The 17,105-nt window shown below is 75.0% G+C and carries 16 protein-coding genes; 4 read left to right on the forward strand and 12 right to left on the reverse strand.

Features of this window, described 5'->3' with window-relative positions; translation table 11 throughout:
- Window positions 1–76: 76 nt before the first annotated feature.
- Window positions 77–1,765 (forward strand): DUF885 domain-containing protein, encoded by a 1,689-nt coding sequence (locus ACFW48_RS32225; protein ID WP_386321000.1) that lies wholly within the window; start codon window positions 77–79, stop codon window positions 1,763–1,765.
- 7 nt (window positions 1,766–1,772) lie between these two features.
- Here the strand turns inward: ACFW48_RS32225 and ACFW48_RS32230 are convergent, their stop codons facing one another.
- The 3 genes from ACFW48_RS32230 to ACFW48_RS32240 are packed head-to-tail and all read right to left on the reverse strand — an operon-like array spanning window position 1,773 to window position 3,689.
- Complete coding sequence (locus tag ACFW48_RS32230; protein ID WP_386321003.1) at window positions 1,773–2,618, reverse strand: SDR family oxidoreductase; 846 nt, start codon at window positions 2,616–2,618, stop codon at window positions 1,773–1,775.
- Window positions 2,619–2,672: 54 nt separating this feature from the next.
- Window positions 2,673–3,191, reverse strand: coding sequence for an immunity 21 family protein (locus tag ACFW48_RS32235; protein WP_386321004.1), 519 nt, complete (start codon window positions 3,189–3,191; stop codon window positions 2,673–2,675).
- 21 nt (window positions 3,192–3,212) lie between these two features.
- Window positions 3,213–3,689, reverse strand: a complete 477-nt coding sequence (locus ACFW48_RS32240) for a rhodanese-like domain-containing protein (RefSeq protein WP_386321007.1) — start codon at window positions 3,687–3,689, stop codon at window positions 3,213–3,215.
- A gap of 122 nt (window positions 3,690–3,811) precedes the next feature.
- On the opposite strand from ACFW48_RS32240, the gene ACFW48_RS32245 reads away from it, so the two are divergent.
- Window positions 3,812–4,258 (forward strand): Lrp/AsnC family transcriptional regulator, encoded by a 447-nt coding sequence (locus ACFW48_RS32245; protein WP_386321009.1) that lies wholly within the window; start codon window positions 3,812–3,814, stop codon window positions 4,256–4,258.
- 15 nt (window positions 4,259–4,273) lie between these two features.
- On the opposite strand, the gene ACFW48_RS32250 is transcribed toward ACFW48_RS32245, so the two are convergent.
- From ACFW48_RS32250 to ACFW48_RS32270, 5 genes are all read right to left on the reverse strand, one after another.
- Entirely contained in the window at window positions 4,274–7,267 is a 2,994-nt protein-coding gene (locus ACFW48_RS32250; protein ID WP_386321012.1) for an AAA family ATPase, read from the reverse strand.
- The gene (locus ACFW48_RS32255) at window positions 7,264–8,427 is read right to left on the reverse strand and encodes an exonuclease SbcCD subunit D (RefSeq protein ID WP_386321014.1); all 1,164 of its coding nucleotides are present in this window, start codon (window positions 8,425–8,427) and stop codon (window positions 7,264–7,266) included. The genes ACFW48_RS32250 and ACFW48_RS32255 overlap by 4 nt, the downstream gene beginning before the upstream one ends.
- Before the next feature lie 103 nt (window positions 8,428–8,530).
- Window positions 8,531–9,157 (reverse strand): YigZ family protein, encoded by a 627-nt coding sequence (locus ACFW48_RS32260; protein ID WP_386321017.1) that lies wholly within the window; start codon window positions 9,155–9,157, stop codon window positions 8,531–8,533.
- A 17-nt stretch (window positions 9,158–9,174) separates the two neighbouring features.
- Window positions 9,175–9,717 (reverse strand): SixA phosphatase family protein, encoded by a 543-nt coding sequence (locus tag ACFW48_RS32265; protein WP_386321019.1) that lies wholly within the window; start codon window positions 9,715–9,717, stop codon window positions 9,175–9,177.
- Complete coding sequence (locus ACFW48_RS32270) at window positions 9,714–10,433, reverse strand: hypothetical protein (protein WP_386321022.1); 720 nt, start codon at window positions 10,431–10,433, stop codon at window positions 9,714–9,716. Before ACFW48_RS32270 ends, ACFW48_RS32265 begins: the two co-directional genes overlap by 4 nt.
- A 151-nt stretch (window positions 10,434–10,584) precedes the next feature.
- Here ACFW48_RS32270 and ACFW48_RS32275 point away from each other — a divergent pair, with 151 nt between their 5' ends.
- A complete protein-coding gene (locus tag ACFW48_RS32275; protein WP_386321025.1) occupies window positions 10,585–10,992 on the forward strand; it encodes a CoA-binding protein in 408 nt (135 codons plus the stop codon).
- 11 nt (window positions 10,993–11,003) lie between these two features.
- Here ACFW48_RS32275 and ACFW48_RS32280 read toward each other — a convergent pair whose 3' ends face one another.
- The 3 genes from ACFW48_RS32280 to ACFW48_RS32290 are packed head-to-tail and all read right to left on the reverse strand — an operon-like array spanning window position 11,004 to window position 15,223.
- Window positions 11,004–12,326 (reverse strand): VWA-like domain-containing protein, encoded by a 1,323-nt coding sequence (locus tag ACFW48_RS32280; protein WP_386321027.1) that lies wholly within the window; start codon window positions 12,324–12,326, stop codon window positions 11,004–11,006.
- Window positions 12,323–13,654, reverse strand: a complete 1,332-nt coding sequence (locus ACFW48_RS32285; RefSeq protein WP_386321030.1) for an AAA family ATPase — start codon at window positions 13,652–13,654, stop codon at window positions 12,323–12,325. The genes ACFW48_RS32280 and ACFW48_RS32285 overlap by 4 nt, the downstream gene beginning before the upstream one ends.
- Window positions 13,655–13,714: 60 nt before the next feature.
- Entirely contained in the window at window positions 13,715–15,223 is a 1,509-nt protein-coding gene (locus ACFW48_RS32290; RefSeq protein ID WP_386321031.1) for a hypothetical protein, read from the reverse strand.
- Between the two features lie 161 nt (window positions 15,224–15,384).
- Between ACFW48_RS32290 and ACFW48_RS32295 the strand changes: the two genes are divergently transcribed.
- On the forward strand, window positions 15,385–16,608 hold the full coding sequence (locus tag ACFW48_RS32295) for a 4-hydroxybenzoate 3-monooxygenase (RefSeq protein ID WP_386321033.1): 1,224 nt from the start codon (window positions 15,385–15,387) through the stop codon (window positions 16,606–16,608).
- A gap of 9 nt (window positions 16,609–16,617) precedes the next feature.
- On the opposite strand, the gene ACFW48_RS32300 is transcribed toward ACFW48_RS32295, so the two are convergent.
- Window positions 16,618–16,977 (reverse strand): metalloregulator ArsR/SmtB family transcription factor, encoded by a 360-nt coding sequence (locus ACFW48_RS32300; RefSeq protein ID WP_310874469.1) that lies wholly within the window; start codon window positions 16,975–16,977, stop codon window positions 16,618–16,620.
- Window positions 16,978–17,105 lie beyond the last annotated feature (128 nt).

A 17,105-nucleotide genomic window follows, 5' to 3' on the forward strand; every position in this document is an offset into this window, starting at 1 on the left:
GAAATCCGGCCGCCCGCGGTACCGGGCCGGGCGAAGCGGGCTGACGCGGCACCGGAATCCGTATGAGGATGTCCGCATGTCAGAGACCAAGAGCCCGCTGCCCCGCGAGGTCGCCGACGCCTACGTCGACGAGCTCATCGCCCTCGACCCGGTCACCGGTACGTTCCTCGGCGTGCAGGAGAGTTCCAGCCGCCTGCCCGACTTCTCGCCCGCGGGGCAGGAGGCCCTCGCGGAGCTGGCGCGGGCCACGCTCGCCCGGCTGGACGAGGCGGAACGCCGGCCCGGCGGGGACAGCGACGTGGAGCGGCGCTGCGCCCGGCTGCTGCGCGAGCGCCTCACCGCCGAACTCGCCGTGCACGAGGCGGAGGAGGGCCTGCGCTCGGTCGGCAACATGGGCACCGCCGCGCATTCGGTGCGCGAGGTCTTCACGGTGACGCCGACGCAGACGGACGAGGACTGGGCGCGGATCGCCGAGCGGCTGCGCGCGGTGCCGGCGGCGCTCGCGGGGTACCGCGAGTCCTTGGCCCTGGGTCTGGAACGCAAGCTGTACGCGTCTCCGCGCCCGACCGCCACGTTCGTCGAGCAGCTCGGCGAGTGGGCGGACACGGGTGAGGGCCGTGGCTGGTTCGAGGACTTCGCGTCCGCCGGTCCCGACGCGCTGCGCGCCGAGCTGGACGAGGCGGCCCGGGGCGCGACCGCGGCGGTGGTGGAGCTGCGGGACTGGATGCGCGACGTGTACGCGCCGGCGATCGAGGGCGCCCCGGACACGGTGGGCCGCGAGCGCTACGCCCGCTGGTCGCGCTACTACAACGGCACCGACCTCGACCTGGACGAGGCGTACGCGTACGGCTGGGCCGAGTACCACCGCCTGCTCGCCGAGATGAAGCAGGAGGCGAAGAAGATCCTGCCGGGCGCCGGGACGCCGTGGGTGGCGCTGGCGCACCTGGACGAGCACGGAAAGCACATCGAGGGCGTCGACGAGGTCCGCGACTGGCTCCAGGGCCTGATGGACCAGGCGATCGAGGCGCTGGACGGCACCCACTTCGAACTCGCCGAGCGGGTGCGGAAGGTGGAGTCGCGGATCGCCCCGCCCGGCAGCGCGGCGGCCCCGTACTACACGCCGCCGTCGGAGGACTTCTCGCGCCCCGGCCGGACCTGGCTGCCGACGATGGGCCTGACCCGGTTCCCGGTCTACGACCTGGTCTCCACCTGGTACCACGAGGGCGTTCCCGGTCATCACCTCCAGCTCGCCCAGTGGGCGCACGTGGCCGAGGACCTCTCCCGCTACCAGGCCTCCGTCGGCATGGTCAGCGCCAACGCCGAGGGCTGGGCGCTGTACGCGGAACGGCTGATGGACGAGCTGGGCTTCCTCACGGACGCGGAGCAGCGGCTCGGCTACCTGGACGCGCAGATGATGCGGGCCGCCCGGGTCATCGTGGACATCGGCATGCACCTGGAGCTGGAGATCCCGGCGGACTCCCCCTTCCACCCGGGCGAGCGCTGGACGCCGGAGCTGGCGCAGGAGTTCTTCGGTGCGCACAGCAGCCGTCCGGCGGACTTCGTGGAGAGCGAGCTGACCCGGTACCTGACGATCCCGGGCCAGGCGATCGGCTACAAGCTCGGTGAGCGGGCGTGGCTGCTGGGCCGGGAGAACGCCCGCGAGCGGCACGGCGACGCCTTCGACCCGAAGGCCTGGCACATGGCCGCCCTCTCCCAGGGTTCGCTGGGCCTGGACGACCTGGTGGACGAGCTGTCCCGGCTCTGACGCCCGGTCACCTGCGGAACCCGCCCTCGGAGTCGACGACCTGACCGGTGACCCATGCCGCCTCGTCCGTGGCGAGCCACGCGACGAGGCGGGCCGGGTCGTCGGGCATGCCCCACCGCCCGGCGGGGAAGAGCGCGGCGATGGCGTCGTAGTCGGCTCCGGTCATGTAGTCGGTGTCCACGGGCCCGGGATTGACCGCGTTGACGGTGACCGCGTGTTCGGCGAGGGTCGTCGACAGGGAGCGCGTGATGGAGGCGAGCGCGCCCTTCTGCAGCGCGTAGGCGATCTCGCCGGGCATGCCGCCCGCGATGTCCTGACCGGAGGTCATCATCACGACGCGCCCGCCGGGCCCGCGGGGCGGCAGGGCGGCGCGCAGCCGGGCATAGGCCTGGACGAGCAGCAGTACCGAGCGGGTGTCGACCTGCCAGTGCGCGTCGAGCATGGCGGCGTCGATCGTGTCGAGGGTGCCGTCGGAGCCGCTGAGGGCGTGGTTGGCGACCAGGATGTCCAGCCGCCCGCCGAGCGCTTCGGCGGCGGTGGCGACCAGTTCGCCGGGTGCGGCGGGGTCGGTGAGGTCGCCTGGGCCGGCCGCCACGGTGGCGTCCGGGTCGCCGAGTGCCGCGCGCACGGAGGCGACCACGTCCTCGGGCCGGTCGGCGCCCCAGGGCATGGCGGCGTCGTGCGGGACGTGGTGGTGCAGGTAGACGCTCGCCCCGTAGGCGGCGAGCCGCCGGGCCACGGCGTGGCCGATGCCGCCGCGCCGGCTGGCTCCGGTGACGAGGGCGGTCCGGCCGCGCAGGGGCAGGGGGTCACGGCGGAGGTCTTCGGGGGCGGGGTGCGGAAGTCGCGGCATGGGCACCCATCATGGCTGGCCCGCCGCGACGGCGCAGCTCGATATCCGCGGTGGCTAACGGTCCGCGAGCCGCCGTAGTTGTACGACGTTCAGCCAGGTCTCCGGCCCCGGGCGCACCTCGGCCGCGCGCACCGCGTACCGGCCGGGATCCAGGGCGACCCGCACATGGTCGGCACGGTCGCAGGCGGTGCCGGGCCAGGCCGCGTCGAAGAGGAGCACGGGGCCGGGCACCTGCCAGGACACCTCGGGCTCCCACTCGGCCGCGTCGAGGGCGGTGGGGACGCCGGCCAGCACCTCGTCCTCGGAGTCCGCGGCGCACCAGCGGACGAAGGTGCCGTGGTCGGGCAGGTAGGCGGTGGAGGCGGGTTCGTCGCCGAGCACCAGGGCCGCGCCGTCGCCGACCGGGAGGAGTCCGACGTAGCCGTCGGCCTCGCAGGCCCGGTCGTAGTCGGAGTCCGTCTCCTCGCCGTCGGCGCCGGTCCAGAACGGCAGGACCGTCTCCGGGACCGCGATGAGCGGACCGCCGCCCGACTCCACCCACTCCACCACGCCCGGCTCCGCGTATCGCACCATGCCGCAGAACCTACACGCCGCTCAGCAGCCGCAGTCGTCCGCGTCCGCCGGGGCGGTCAGGGGGTCGGTGGCGCGGCGCTCGGTGCCCTGCCAGGTCTCGTGCGCGAAGCCCTCGCGCACCCAGTACTCGTAGCCACCGAGCATCTCCTTGACCCGGTAGCCGAGTTCGGCGAGGGCGAGGGCGGCGCGGGTCGCACCGTTGCAGCCGGGGCCCCAGCAGTACGTCACCACCGGCACCGCCGGGTCGAGGAGTTGGCCGGCCTGCTCGGACATGAGAGCGGTGGGCAGGTGGACGGCGCCGGGGACGTGGCCCTGGTCCCAGGACTCGGTGGAACGGCAGTCCACGAGGACGAACCCCGGGTCGCCGTCGGCCGCGAGCGCGGCGGCGACGTCGGAGACGTCGGCGTGGAAGGCGAGGCTCGCCCGGAAGTACGCGGCGGCCTCGGCGGGCGGCGCGGGGGCGGCGCGCAGGACGGGGTTGACGGTGGTGGTGTTCATGGCACGGCCTCTCCTCGGTGGATCTCCTGGCCAGAAATCTAAGGTCCGCGAACGCCTCCCAAGAAGGCAGAACTCCTGGTCTGTCCCTTGCTGGGCCGGGGATTCCCTGCTATTCAGGCCGGATGACCGAGTATTCCCCGGACGCCACCGACTGGCTCATCCTCGACGCCCTCCAGCGCAACGGGCGGGCCAGTTTCGCCGAGTTGGCCCGTGCGGTCTCCATGTCCGCGAGCGCGGTGACCGAGCGGGTGCGCCGACTGGAGGAGGCAGGGGTCATCCAGGGCTACGCGGCGGTCGTCGACCCCGAACGGCTGGGGCTGCCGATCCTGGCCTTCGTGCGGTTGCGCTATCCGGTCGCCAACTACAAGCCGTTCCACGACCTGGTCGCGGTCACTCCCGAGATCCTGGAGGCGCACCACGTCACGGGGGACGACTGCTTCGTCATCAAGGTCGCGGCCCGGTCGATGCGGCACCTGGAGGAGGTGTCGGGCCGGATCAGCGCGCTGGGCTCGGTCACCACGAGCGTCGTCTACTCCTCACCGCTCCCCCGCCGGCCGCTGGGCCGCTGAGGCCCCCGGGACCGCTCAGCCGGTACCGCGCTGCCGCAGCACCGACCCCGACCGCCCCTTCACGACCTCCAGTTGGGCGTGTATCCGCCGCCGCAGGTCGGCGACATGGCTGACGATGCCGACGCTGCGGTCCCGCTCGCGCAGCGAGTCGAGGACGTCCAGGACCTCGTCGAGGGTCTGGTCGTCCAGGCTGCCGAAGCCCTCGTCGATGAAGAGGGTGTCCAGGCGGACGCCGCCGGCCTCGTCCGTGACGACGTCGGCGAGGCCGAGCGCGAGGGCGAGCGACGCGAAGAACGTCTCACCGCCGGAGAGCGTGGCCGTGTCGCGCTCGCGGCCGGTCCAGGCGTCGACGACGTGCAGGCCGAGGCCGCTGCGGCCGCGCCCGGTGCGGTCGTCGGAGTGGACGAGGGTGTAGCGGCCGGAGGACATGCGCCGGAGCCGGGCGGTGGCCGCGGCGGCGACCTGTTCGAGGCGGGCCGCCAGCACGTACGACTCCAGGCGCATCCGGCGTTCGTTGTCCGCGGAGGTGCCCGCCGCGAGGGAGGCGAGGCGGGCGACTCGGCCGTGTTCCTCACGCAGCGGGGCGAGCCGGCGCACGGAGGTGGCGGCGTGGGCGGACAGCCGGTCCAGTTCGGCGCAGCGGCGGGCGGCGGCGTCGCGGGCCGAGGAGGCGTCGCGCAGGCGGCGGCCGGCGTCGGCGGCGGTGTGTTCCGCCGCGGCGAGGTCGGCGGGCGGCCGCTGCGCCGCGGCGGCGGTGTCGGCCTCGGTGAGGACCGCGCGGACGGCTGCCTCCTCCAAGTCCCATGCGTCGAGCCGGCGTTGCAGCTCACGGTGGGCGGCGTCGTCGAGCAGGGCGGCGGCCGCGTCCCGGGGGGTGTCGAAGCCGGCGCGGAAGGCGGCGTCGGCGAGGCGGGCGTCGGCGTCCTTGAGCCGCTGGGCCGTGTCCTCGGCGACGCGGGCGGTGTCGGCTGCCTCCGTCAGCCGCGTGGTCCGGCGCTCCAGCTGCGCGGCCCGCGCGGCGACGCTGTCGGCGTTGCCGCGGGCCCGCGTCAGCTCCTCCTCCAGCGCGGTCCGTTCGCTCTCCAGCCGCTCCCGGTTGCCGACCCGGGAGGCGGCCCGGACGGCGGCCTGCTGCTGGGCGGCGATCCGCTGCTCGCGCTCGTGCTCCGCCCGGCGCAGCTCCTCCTGCGCGGAGTGCAGCCCGGAGGCGCTCGCCCGCGCCCGTGCGTACCGCCGCTCCAGTTCCTCGGCCTCTTCGGCCAGGCGGGCGGTGGGCGCGTCCCCGGCCTCCGCGGTGGCGGCGGCGAGCAGCTCCCGTACGGTGCCCAGGCGCCGTTCGGCGTCGGCGCGCCGCTCGTCGGCGTCCTGGTAGGCGGCGAGGGCGCGCTCCTCCGCCTCGCGGTCGACATGCCCCGCGATCCTGCGTGCCGGGGCGGGGTGCTCGGTGGCGCCGCACACGGCGCACGGAGCGCCTTCGGTGAGGCCTTCGGCGAGTTCGGCGGCGATGCCGTTCAGCCGCTGCTCCTTGAGGTCGAGCCAGTGGGCGCGGGCCTGTACGGCGTGTTCGGCCGAGGCGAGGGCGTGCCGCTGGGTCTCTTCCGTGTCGGCGGCGTACTGGTCCCGTTGCCGGGCCGCGTTCAACCGCCGCTGTGCCGGGTCGCGCTGTACGGCGAGCTGTTCGGCGCGGGTCGCCGCTTCCTGCGCGGAGTCGACGCCGGCCTGGAGTCCGGTGCGCGTGGCCTCCCAGTCGGCGAGCCAGGTCTCGGCCTCGTGCAGGACGTCCTCGTCGGCGCGCTCCTGCCGGTCCAGCCGGGTCCGCTCCTCGACCAGTTCGGCGAGGCGCTGTTCGGCCCGGCGGGCCGAGTCCAGCCCGCCCAGTTCCTCGGCGGCCCGGCGGGCGGCGGCGGCGAGTCCCGCGGCACCGGCGTCCGCGAGGGCCTGGGGCAGCAGGGCACGCGCGTGTTCCTCCGCGGCCGCCGCCCGCCGGTGTTCGGCGTCGGCGGCGTCCCGCAGCTCCAGTGCGGGGGCGACCGCTTCGGCCTTGCGGGCGCGCTCCATGCGTTGCTGCGCGGCGCGGTGGGCGTCGGCCCGCTCGGCCAGCCGTGCGGCCCGCTCCCGCGCCTGTGCGAACCGGCGCTGCAGCCGGTCCAGTTCGCGCGTGTCGCCCAGGTCGCGTTCGGCGGCGGCCTGGGCGGACTCGGCGGCCGTGAGCCGGCAGTCGGCGACGGCCAGCAGCTCGCGGGCGGTGCCGCGGGCGACGGCGGCGGCGGTGAGGACGGCCTCGGCCAGTCCCGGCTCGCCCGGCGCCAGCTCCGGCAGCTCCATCGCGTCGCCGGCGGCCTGCTGCATCCGGTGGGCGTCGGCCAGCAGCGTGGCGTCCCCCTCGCGCACGCGCGCCTCGGTGGTGCGGCGCCGCTCGGCGAGGCGTTTCTCGACCTCGGCGAAGCGCCGGGTGTCGAAGAGCCGGCCGAGGAGCTTGCCGCGCGCCTCCGCGTCGGCGCGCAGGAAGCGCGCGAAGTCGCCCTGGGGCAACAGCACGACCTGGCAGAACTGCTCGCGGCTCATGCCGAGCAGCTGGGTGATCTCCTCGCCGATCTCCTGGTGGGAGCGGCTGAGGTCTTTCCAGGTCCCGGCTCCCGCGTCGTACTCGCGCAGCCAGGTTTGCGCCTTGTCGACGGTCGTGCCCTTGCCGCGCAGCTTCGGACGCTCCCAGGGCGGCTGCCGGGTGACCTCCAGACGCCGTCCGGCGACGGTGAGTTCGAGACGCACCTCGGTGCGCGTGCCGACGGCGGCGTGGTCGCTGCGCAGGGTCATGCCCTGGCCGCTCTGGCGGGCGCCGGGCACCGAGCCGTACAGCGCGTAGCAGACGGCGTCGAGGACGGAGGTCTTGCCTGCGCCGGTGGGTCCGTGCAGCAGGAAGAGTCCGGCCGCCGACAGGTCGTCGAAGTCGACCCCCTGCGAACCGCCGAAGGGCCCGAAGGCGGTGATGTCCAGCCGGTGCAGCCTCACCGGGCCACCTCCCGCAGGGTCTCGTCCGCGCGCACCGCGTCGAAGGCGTCCCGCAGCACGGTCTGTTCGTGGTCGTCGGGTCCGGCGCCGCGCACGTGCGTCACGAAGTCCTCGGCGATCTGCTGGTCGCTGCGGCCGGCGAGGCGCCGGGCGTAGGACACGGCCGGGTCGTCCGGGGCCCGCTCGGGGTCGAAGAGGAGGCTCAGCGTGTGCGGGAAGCGTTCGGTGAGCCGGGCCATGGGGTCGGCCGGGCGGACCGGGTCGGTGAGGGTCGCCTCGACCCACGCCTCCTCGTACGGGGTCAGCTCGGGGTCGGCCAGCAGTTCCTCCAGGGTGCCGCGCAGCCGGGCCAGGTCGCGTGGCACCGGGCAGTCGACCCGCTCGGCGGTGACCGAGCCGTCGGCGTCCAGGTCGACGAGCCACATGCTCTTGCGGTGACGGTGCTCGGAGAAGGAGTACGGCAGCGGGGAGCCGGAGTAGCGGACGCGCTCGGTGAGGGTCTGGCAGCCGTGCAGGTGCCCGAGCGCCACGTAGTCGACGCCGTCGAAGACCCCGGAGGGCACGGCGGCCACCCCGCCGACGGTGATGTCCCGTTCGCTGTCGCTCTGCTCGCCGCCGGTGACGAAGGCGTGCGCGAGGACGACGGAACGCGTTCCCCCCGCGCGCGTGGCGAGGTCGGCGCGGACCCGGTCCATGGCGGCGGCGAGCACGGCCTCGTGGCCCGCCTTCTCGACCCGGAACTCGGTCTTCACCAGTGCCGGTTCGAGATACGGCAGCCCGTAGAAGGCCACTTCACCGTGCTCGTCCTCCAGCATGACCGGGGTCCCGCATCCCGCCGGGTCGGTGCGCAGGTGGATGCCGGCGCGGTCGATGAGTCCGGCGCCCACACCCAGGCGGCGGGCCGAGTCGTGGTTCCCGGAGATCATCACCGTCGGCACACCGAGGTCGGCGAGGCGGTGCAGGGCGTCGTCGAACAGCTCGACGGCGGCGAGCGGCGGCACCGCCCGGTCGTACACGTCTCCCGACACGACCACGGCGTCGACGCCGTGCGCGCGCACGGTGTCGACGAGGTGGCCGATGAACCCGGCCTGGGCGCCGAGCATGTTCACCCGGTGGAACGCCCGGCCGAGGTGCCAGTCGGAAGTGTGCAGCAGTCGCATGATCCCCGAGACTAACGGCAGCGTCCGACAGCCCGGGTGGTTACTCCCGTTTCGCCCCTCGACCCCGCCCCCTAAAAGCCATTACGCCCTTTTTGCCACCATGTCACGTGTCCCCGTACGCCTCGCCGCCCAGTTCGAACCCGGCCGACCCGGCGGTGGCGTCCGCGAGCCAGGACCGGAAGGCGTCCACGTCGGCCGCGGGCAGGCCGATCTCGATGGTGACGGCCTCGGCGTACCGCACGTCGCGCACCGCGTGTCCCGCCGTGCGCAGGTCGTTCTGGAGCTTGCCGGCCCGCTGGTGGTCGACGGTCACCGTGGCGAGGCGGAACCGGCGGCGGGTGAGCGTGCCGAGGTCGTCGAGGGCCTCGCCTACGGCGCCGCCGTAGGCGCGGATGAGTCCGCCCGCGCCGAGCTTGACGCCGCCGTAGTAGCGGGTGACGACGGCGACGACGTAGCGCATGTCGCGGCGCAGCAGCATCTGGAGCATCGGGACGCCGGCGGTGCCGCCGGGCTCGCCGTCGTCGCTGGCCTTCTGCACGGCGGCGTCGGCGCCGATGACGTACGCCCAGCAGTTGTGGCTCGCGTCCGCGTGCTCCTTGCGTACGGCCGCGACGAACGCCTGGGCCTCCTGCTCGGTGGCGGCCGGGGCGAGGGCGCACAGGAAGCGGGAGCGGTTGATCTCGGTTTCGTGCACACCCGCGCGGGCGACCGTGCGGTACTCGTCCTGCATCCGGCCAGCCTATGCGCTCACCGTGGCACGCCCCTCGGCACGGTCATCGCGGTCAGCAGGGCCGCGCCGGGGGCGAGTGCCCGCCAGGTGGTGCCGTGCCAGTCCAGTACGGCGATCGCCGACGTGGGGTACTTCGCGCGGACCCGGTCCAGCGTGTCGTCGAGAGCGTCCCCGGCCAGCGCGAGGACGAGTTCCTCCAGGCCGGGATTGTGGCCCACGAGGAGCAGTGTCTCGATGTCGGCGGGTACCTCGCGCACCACCTCGAGCAGCTCCGGTACGCCGGCCGCGTACAGGCGCGCTTCGTAGTGCACGGACGGCGGCGTGCCCCACTGGGCGGAGGCCAGTTCCCAGGTCTGCCGGGCGCGCAGGGCGGTGGAGCACAGGGCGAGGTCCGGCAGCCGGCCGGCCTGGGCGAGGGTCCGTCCGGCGGCGGGGGCGTCGCGGCGGCCGCGCCCGGCGAGGGGACGGTCGTGGTCGGCGACGCCGGCGGGGCGCGCCGACTTGGCGTGCCGCAGGACGACCAGGCGGCGCGGCGGGCCCGGTCCCGGGCGCGCGATCACGCCGGGGCTCCGATGTCCCGGGCGAGGTGCAGGCCGAGGAACCGGTCGGCGTAGGCGTAGGTCTCGAACCGGGCTCCGTCCGGAAGGTCCGGATCGCGTTCCACCCGGCGCAGGACCCGCAGCACCCCGGGGGCGTCGAGGTCGTCCTCCCAGGCGGCGCGCAGTCGGTCGCGTACCTCGCCCGGGACGGGACGCGACGGCTGCCGCGCCCAGGCGGCGACCGCGCGGCGCCAGCGCGCGAGCGTGTCCCGGGCGTCGTCCAGCACGGTCGCGTCGAGCTCCACGCGCGCGCGGTGGTGACGCTCCAGCAGGGCGAGACGCAGGGCGTCGGGGTCGGCGGTGGCCGCCTGTCCGGCCGCGTCCACGGGGGCGACGGCGACCGTCGTCCCGTCCGGAGCAACCGCTCCCTCGCGCACGACGTGCACGGTCTGGCCCGCGCCCGGACCGGTGCCGGAGGCGCCGCCGTCCTCGAAGGGCCGGATGCCGAGGGCCGCGGCGTCCGCACGCAGCCCCGCTCTCTCGTCCGCACCGGTCAGCAGTGCCCACGTGGGCGTGCCGTCGAGTTCCAGGGCGCGGACCAGGAGGTCGGCGACGAGCAGCACGCGCAGTCCGGTCGTGTCGCGGCCCGGCGCGTGCGCCTCGACACGGGTCGGCCCCCGTCGGGCGGGGGCGGCGGAGGCGGGCTCTGAGGTCCGGGCGTCGATGATGCGCAGCACGGGGCGAGCGTAGGCGGGGCGGGGCGGTGGCGCACAGGGGGCGCGCTCGCCGCCCTCCCCCGCCGCGCGGGGAATCTCCGCTCGCCGCCGTCCGTTGTCCCGACCGGAGGACGCGACACGCGAGTCGTCCAGGAGCACAAGGAGGCCGCCGGTGTACGGCGACGAGGCAACCGTCCGCAAGATCCTCACCGAGCTCGGCGACACCTGGGCCGTGGTGGGTCTCTCGTCCAACCGGGAGCGCGCGGCGTACGGCGTCGCCGAAGTCCTGCAGCGCTTCGGCAAGCGCGTCGTGCCGGTGCATCCCAAGGCGGAGACGGTGCACGGCGAGCGGGGGTACGCCTCCCTCGCGGACATCCCCTTCGACGTGGACGTCGTCGACGTCTTCGTCAACAGCGACCTGGCAGGACCGGTCGCCGACGAGGCGGTCGCGAAGGGCGCCCGGGCCGTCTGGTTCCAGCTCGGGGTGATCGACGAGGCCGCGTACGAGCGGACCCGGGCCGCGGGCCTGGAGATGGTGATGGACCGCTGCCCGGCGATCGAGATCCCGCGGCTGGGCTGACCCGCGACGCCTCACCGGCCTCCTGCCGGGTCCGACCCGATCTCCACGACGCGTGCCCAGTCGGGCGGTGAGTCGGGCACGTACTCGGGATCGTTCTCGTCCCAGGAATCGCCCATCCCGTGGCGGGGGAACAGACCCACCACCGTCCGGCACGGCGGCCGTGTCTCCGGCCACGGCGTCTGCCCGTCGGTCAGGACCACGACGGCGTCCGGTGCGGGACGCGCGCGCAGTGCCTTGGCGAAGCCCGTGCGCAGGTCCGTGCCGCCCCCGCCCACCAGCGGGATCCCCTCGGCACGGCACAGGGAGTGCGCGACCCGGGCCGCCGCGTCGCAGGGCACCACCGTGACCAGGTCGCGGCGGCCGCCGACGGCGCGGGCGATCGCGGCGACCTCGAGGAGCGCGCTGCCCAGTTCGGCGTCGCTGACCGACCCGGAGGTGTCGATGACCACGGCGACCCGGGGCGGCCTGCGCCGCAGGCTCGGCAGTACGACGCCGGGCATGGAGGCCGAGCGCCGCGACGGCCGGCCGTACGTGTAGTCCTCGCCCGCGCCGCCTCCGGAGGCGGCCGAGCGGACCGCGGCTCCCAGCAACTCCCGCCATGGCTGCGGCGGATGGAACGCCTGTTCCGCCCAGCGCTGCCATCCCCTCGGTGCCCGTCCCGGGCGGGCCTTGATGCCCTGCGCCACCCGGAACCGCACCGCGTCCCTCTCCTGCTCGCTGAGCCCGTCCGCGCCGTCCGGCCCGAGGTCCCACTCCCGTTCCAGGCCGTCGGCGCCACTGCCGCAGTCCAGCCAGGCCAGGCTCTCGGTGAGCCGCCCGAGCCGGAACTGGCGCAGGTAGTCCTCCATGAGCTGCCCCTCGGGCAGCTTCAGAAGCTCCGGCTCGACCGCGCCCTCGGGCCGGACCAGTCCGTCGCCGAACACGTCGTCGTTGATCTCGCAGTCCGCGGCGATGTTCATCCGCAGGCGTTCCGCGGGTCCGGTCAGCCCGCGCTCCCGTGCGACCCGGTCACTGCGTCCGTGATGGTCGCGCAGCAGGTGCGACACCTCGTGCACCCAGACCCCGGCCAGTTCCTCCACGGGCGTCCGGTCCACGAAGACCGGCGAGGCGTAGCACCGCCAGTACCGGTCGACGGCCATCGTCGGCACCTGCCGCGACGGGACGACGTGCAGGGCGAACAGTGCCGTCGCCAGGTAGGGCCGGGCCCTGGCGGCCTGCAGCCGGGCGGCGAAGAGCTTGTCCAGGTCGAGCCTCACCGGAGCCGGAGCCGGAGCCGGACGGGCGTCCGACGGAGCCTGCGCGTTCGTCGCCGTACTCGACGCGGCCGATCTCATCGTGCCGCCTTCGCGGCGCCCGCGGTCCGTGCCGCCGCTCGATCCGCCGCCCGGTCCGCGCGCCGGGACAGGTCCATGGCTCCGGCGAGGCGATCGATGGACGCCGGGACGTCCCAGTCCTGCTGCCGCAGGGTGGCGAGCGTGGTGGCGGGGACGACCACGACATCCGGGGCGCCGGTCTCCATGGCCCGGGCCAGCAGCGCCCACGCCGCGTCCCAGCGGGACTTGTCGGGGTGCTCGCGTACCGCGGCCACCACGCCGTCGAGCACGGCCTGGCGCAGGTCCCCCCGCTCGGGCAGGACGGCACCCGACGGGTCGGCGAGCAGTGTCTCGGGGTCCGGAAGGTCCATCCGGTCCAGTCCGGCCATCAGTTCCAGCCCGGGGCCGTCGCCCACGGTGCCGCGCACCAGCAGGGACAGCACCTCCCTGGAGGAGCCGGCGGCGGTCGCGAAGGCGATCAGGCACAGGGTCATCTCCCAGCTCCGGGGCGACGGCCAGGCGCCGCCCCGGCGCGTTTCGCCGCTCGGCAGCCGGTGCACGAGACCGGGGCGGGCGGTGAGGAACTCGCACACCGCGCGGCGGGCGTAGCGCACGGCCTCCGCGAGGCCGTCCGGGTCGAGCCGCGGCAGGGTCGCCCGGGGCCAGGTCCCGCCGAGGCCCCGGAGGACGACGTCGTGGTCGTGGGTCCACTGGAGGTGGACGAACCGGTTGGCCAACGGCGGGCTCAGCTCCCAGCCGTCGGCCGCCGAGGACCGCGGGTTGGCGGCGGCCACGATCCTGACCCCGGGCGGCAGTCGCAGGGCGCCGATCCGCCGTTCGAGGACGAGACGGAGCAGGGCGGCCTGAACGGCGGGCGGAGCGGTGGACAGCTCGTCCAGGAACAGCAGGCCCCGGCCGGCCCGTACCAGGCGCACCGCCCAGTCCGGCGGGGCCAGCGGGACGCCCTGTTCCGCGGGATCGTCCCCGACGACGGGCAGCCCGGAGAAGTCGGACGGCTCGTGCACGCTGGCGATCACGGTGGTGAGCGGAAGGTCCAGGGCGGCGGCGAGCTGGGTCAGGGCCGCGGTCTTGCCGATCCCGGGCTCACCCCACAGCAGCACGGGAAGGTCGGCGGCCACGGCCAGGGTGAGAGCCTCCAGTTGGGTGTCGGGCCGCGGCTCGGTGGTCGCGTCGCGCAGCAGGGTCAGCAGCTCACCGGCGACGTCGAGCTGGGAGGGGGCGGCGGGGGGAGCGGAGGGGTCCGAGGGAGCTGAGGGGTCCGAGGGAGCCGACGGAGCGGCGGGCGAGCCGGCGGCGGGTACGGGAGCCGAGGGTGCGCAAGTCGTCATATGTCATCACCTGAGAGTTCGTCGTGGGCGGAAGCCGGTGCGGGGAGGGACGTCCCCGGGTCAGGCGCGGGTCGCGTGGCGCGGGTGGGAGCGGCCGACGCGGGGACGGTGACGGTCCGGACCGACGCGCCCCGGACCGGGTCCGTCGAGGCCCGCGCGGAACATCCCGTAGGTGATCCGCCGCAGCGCGGCGGCCTCGAGTTCGTCGCGCAGGGCGCCCTCGCGCAGGCGTGCGGCGGGGCCCAGCAGCGCCTCGACGACGGCGAGGGCGCCGGCGGTGTCGCCGTGGTTGAGGCGTTCGCGGATGTCGGGGAGGCACTCCGGACGCCGGTGCGCCTCATCGATGACCTGGAGGCAGGGCACCGGCGTGCCGGTCAGCGCGGCCAGCAGCTCCTCGCGGCGGATTTCCGCCGGGTCGTGGTCGAGCGCCGCCAGCACCCCGTCGACGAGGCCGATCCGGTGCCGGGCTCCCCGGCAGTCCACGAGCCGGGGTCGTCCCGCCGCCTCCGTGTCCGGAGCCCGGGACGACACGGCGACCGGCATGCGGTCCGGTGCCAGCGCGGAGGCGACCAGCGGATGCAGCCGGTCGACCTCGATCGCACCGGCGCGCACCAGTTCCAGGTCGGGTGGCACCCAGGTCGCCGCGTCGGGCAGCAGCGGCAGCGCGGAGGCGGCTCCTCCGGTGCGCGCCTCGTCGATCCGCAGCACGTGCGGACCGGCGCCGATCCGGTCCGCGGCCAGCACCAGGGCCAGCCGCCGCCCGGCCCCGAGCCGTACGGTGACGGTGTGGGTGCCGGCCGTCGGCAAGCCCTCGGCCCGGAGCAGGAGCCCCGCCTCCGCCGCCCACCGGTCGACGGCACAGCGACGCCCTGGAGGCATCGTCCCGGGCGGGCCTGGACGTTCGGGCAGGCCGGGATGCTCGGGCAGGTCGGGATGCTCGGGCAAGCCTGGACGTTCGGGCAAGCCGGGATGGTCGGGCAAGCCGAAACGTTGGGGCGGGTCGTCAGTGGGCGGCTGGTCGGCCCCCGACCGGACACGCAGTTCATCGGTTCGGCGGGCGTCCCACAGGTGACGGTGCAGGTCGAGGCGGAACCGCCGGTTGGGCCTCGGGTGCGGGTGCCACGGGACGCCGGTTTCCGGGGCCGAGCCGTCCCACAGGGCCAGGCTGATCCGCTGGCCGCCTTCCGCCCGGGCGGGCGGGGTCCGGACCACGAGATGCACCGGAGGTGATCCGTCGTGTCCCGCGATGCCGTACCGCGCCAGGGTGAGCGTGAGGCCCGGGCGCAGCAGCCCGTCCGGAGCGATTCTCGGCATGTGCCAGCGCAGCAGGTCGGGAGCGAGGTGGCGCAGATCGGCCCGGACGCGGGTCGCGAGGTCGTGGCCGTGCGTGCGCGCCACGGAACGCAGGTTGAGGTCGACGTCGATGCCCGCGGCGGCGCACGCCCCGGCCCAGTCCCCGGCACGGCGGCGGGCGGTCGCGGCATCGATCATGGACGGCGGCACGGCGAACTCGCGCACGCGCCGCCAGAAGGAGAGGCGGGAGTCCCCGTTCGCTGTGTCGGTGAGCATCAGCACTCACCTTGCGCGGACGGGTCCCCCAATCTGAAGACAGGAGGAGTAGTCATCGCGGGGAGCATAGCCGCGCCGACACCGAGCTGCCAGGTGTTTTCCGCGCGGAGGGCCGCCCGGAGCATTCCCGCGGGCCGCGGGCCGCCGACATAATGCTTCGGGTGAACGCAGCCTCCCTCCGCGCCGACTTCGCTGCTCCACAACGCTTTTCGGTCGTCGTCGTGGGCGCCGGTCCCGCCGGGCTCACCGTCGGCAACATCCTGCGCGCGGCGGGCGTCGACTGTCTGGTCCTGGAGACCGGGACCCGGGAGTGCATCGAGCGGCGGCCCCGCGCCGGGGTCATCGAGGAGTGGGCCGTACGCGGGTTGGAACGGCGCGGACTGGCGCGGAACCTGTTGGAGCGGGCGCAGGCGCACACCGAGTGCGAGTTCCGGTTCGACGGGGCGCGGTACCGGTTCGGACACACCGGGCTGACCGGCCGTCATCACTTCATCTATCCGCAGCAGTTCCTGGTGACGGACCTGGTCCGGGAGTACGCGGACGTGCGGGGTGGGGAGATCCGGTTCGGCGTACGGAACGTCGGGCTGCACGGGCTGGCGTCCGGCCTGCCGTCGGTGTCGTACGTGTGCCCCGAGTCCGGTGAACGGCGTGTCGCGGAAGCCGGCTTCGTCGCCGGTTGCGACGGTGCGCGCGGGGTGTCGCGGACGGCGCTGCCGCCCGATCGCGTCCGTGTCGCACGCCACAACTACGGCGTCGGCTGGCTGGCGCTGCTGGCGCAGGCGCCGCCGTCCTCTGACTGTGTCGTCTTCGGCATGCATCCCCGCGGCTTCGCCGGCCACATGGCGCGCAGCCCCGAGGTGACCCGCTACTACCTCCAGTGCCCGCCGGGCGACGACCCGGAGAACTGGCCGCACGAGCGGGTCTGGGCGGAGTTGCGGGAACGGCTCGGCGCGGTCGGCGCGCCGCCGCTCAAGGAGGGGCGGCTGATCGAGAGACGCGTCCTGGACATGCACGGCTACGTCGTCGAGCCCATGGCCCACGGGCGTCTCTTCCTGGCCGGGGACGCGGCCCACCTCACCGCCCCCATCGCCGCCAAGGGCCTGAATCTCGCCCTGCACGACGCCTTCCTGCTCGGCGACGGGCTGGTCGCCCACCTCACGAAGGGCGACGACACCGGCCTGTCCGGCTACTCGGCCACGTGCGTTGCCCGGGTGTGGGACTACCAGGAGTTCTCCGAGTGGCTCGCGGAGATGTACCACGGCACGGCGTCGGGCGACCCGTACCGCGCGGGCGCCGCGCTGGCCCGGCTGCGGCGCCTGTTCGACTCTCCAGTGGCGGCGGCGGCGTTCGCCGAGCAGTACCTCGGCGCCCGTACCGGCGGCTGAGTCTCCCTCTCAGTCGTGGAGCGGCCGGTCGCCGAGCCGGTGGTCGGCCACGTTCAGCGCCTCGTCGACCAGGCGGCGCAGGTGCCCGTCACGCAGCGCGTACACGACCCGCCGTCCCTCCTTGCGGGTGCTCACGAGTCCCGCGAGCCGCAGCCGGGCCAGGTGCTGGCTGACCGCGGGCCGGGCGGCCCCGCATGCCTCGGTCAGGGTGGTGACGTCGGCCTCCCCGGCGGTCAGGGCGTGCAGCAGGGTCAGGCGGGTGCGGTCGCCGAGCAGGGCGAGGACCTCGGCGGCGAGCGCGAACTGCTCCTCGCCGGGTGTGCGCGGGTGCGCATCGTCCGCAGGTGACAGGTGCATGCGTGCGCTCATACGCACATAATGGCGTGGGGGGGGGCGGGGGGGCCCCCCCCCCCCCCCCCCCCCCCCCGGGGGCCCCCCGGGCGCCCCCCCCCCCCCCCCCCCCCCCCCCCCCCCCCACCCCCCCCCCCCCCCCCACC

Source organism: Streptomyces sp. NPDC058812 (genome assembly GCF_042744565.1).
In the GTDB taxonomy this organism is placed as follows: domain Bacteria; phylum Actinomycetota; class Actinomycetes; order Streptomycetales; family Streptomycetaceae; genus Streptomyces; species Streptomyces thinghirensis.

Coding starts and splice junctions, on each gene's coding strand:
- ACFW48_RS32225 (WP_386321000.1), top strand. CDS start 77: ATGTCAGAGACCAAGAGCCCGCTGCCCCGCGAGGTCGCCGACGCCTAC.
- ACFW48_RS32230 (WP_386321003.1), bottom strand. CDS start 2,618: ATGCCGCGACTTCCGCACCCCGCCCCCGAAGACCTCCGCCGTGACCCC.
- ACFW48_RS32235 (WP_386321004.1), bottom strand. CDS start 3,191: ATGGTGCGATACGCGGAGCCGGGCGTGGTGGAGTGGGTGGAGTCGGGC.
- ACFW48_RS32240 (WP_386321007.1), bottom strand. CDS start 3,689: ATGAACACCACCACCGTCAACCCCGTCCTGCGCGCCGCCCCCGCGCCG.
- ACFW48_RS32245 (WP_386321009.1), top strand. CDS start 3,812: ATGACCGAGTATTCCCCGGACGCCACCGACTGGCTCATCCTCGACGCC.
- ACFW48_RS32255 (WP_386321014.1), bottom strand. CDS start 8,427: ATGCGACTGCTGCACACTTCCGACTGGCACCTCGGCCGGGCGTTCCAC.
- ACFW48_RS32260 (WP_386321017.1), bottom strand. CDS start 9,157: ATGCAGGACGAGTACCGCACGGTCGCCCGCGCGGGTGTGCACGAAACC.
- ACFW48_RS32280 (WP_386321027.1), bottom strand. CDS start 12,326: ATGAGATCGGCCGCGTCGAGTACGGCGACGAACGCGCAGGCTCCGTCG.
- ACFW48_RS32285 (WP_386321030.1), bottom strand. CDS start 13,654: ATGACGACTTGCGCACCCTCGGCTCCCGTACCCGCCGCCGGCTCGCCC.
- ACFW48_RS32290 (WP_386321031.1), bottom strand. CDS start 15,223: ATGCTCACCGACACAGCGAACGGGGACTCCCGCCTCTCCTTCTGGCGG.
- ACFW48_RS32300 (WP_310874469.1), bottom strand. CDS start 16,977: ATGAGCGCACGCATGCACCTGTCACCTGCGGACGATGCGCACCCGCGC.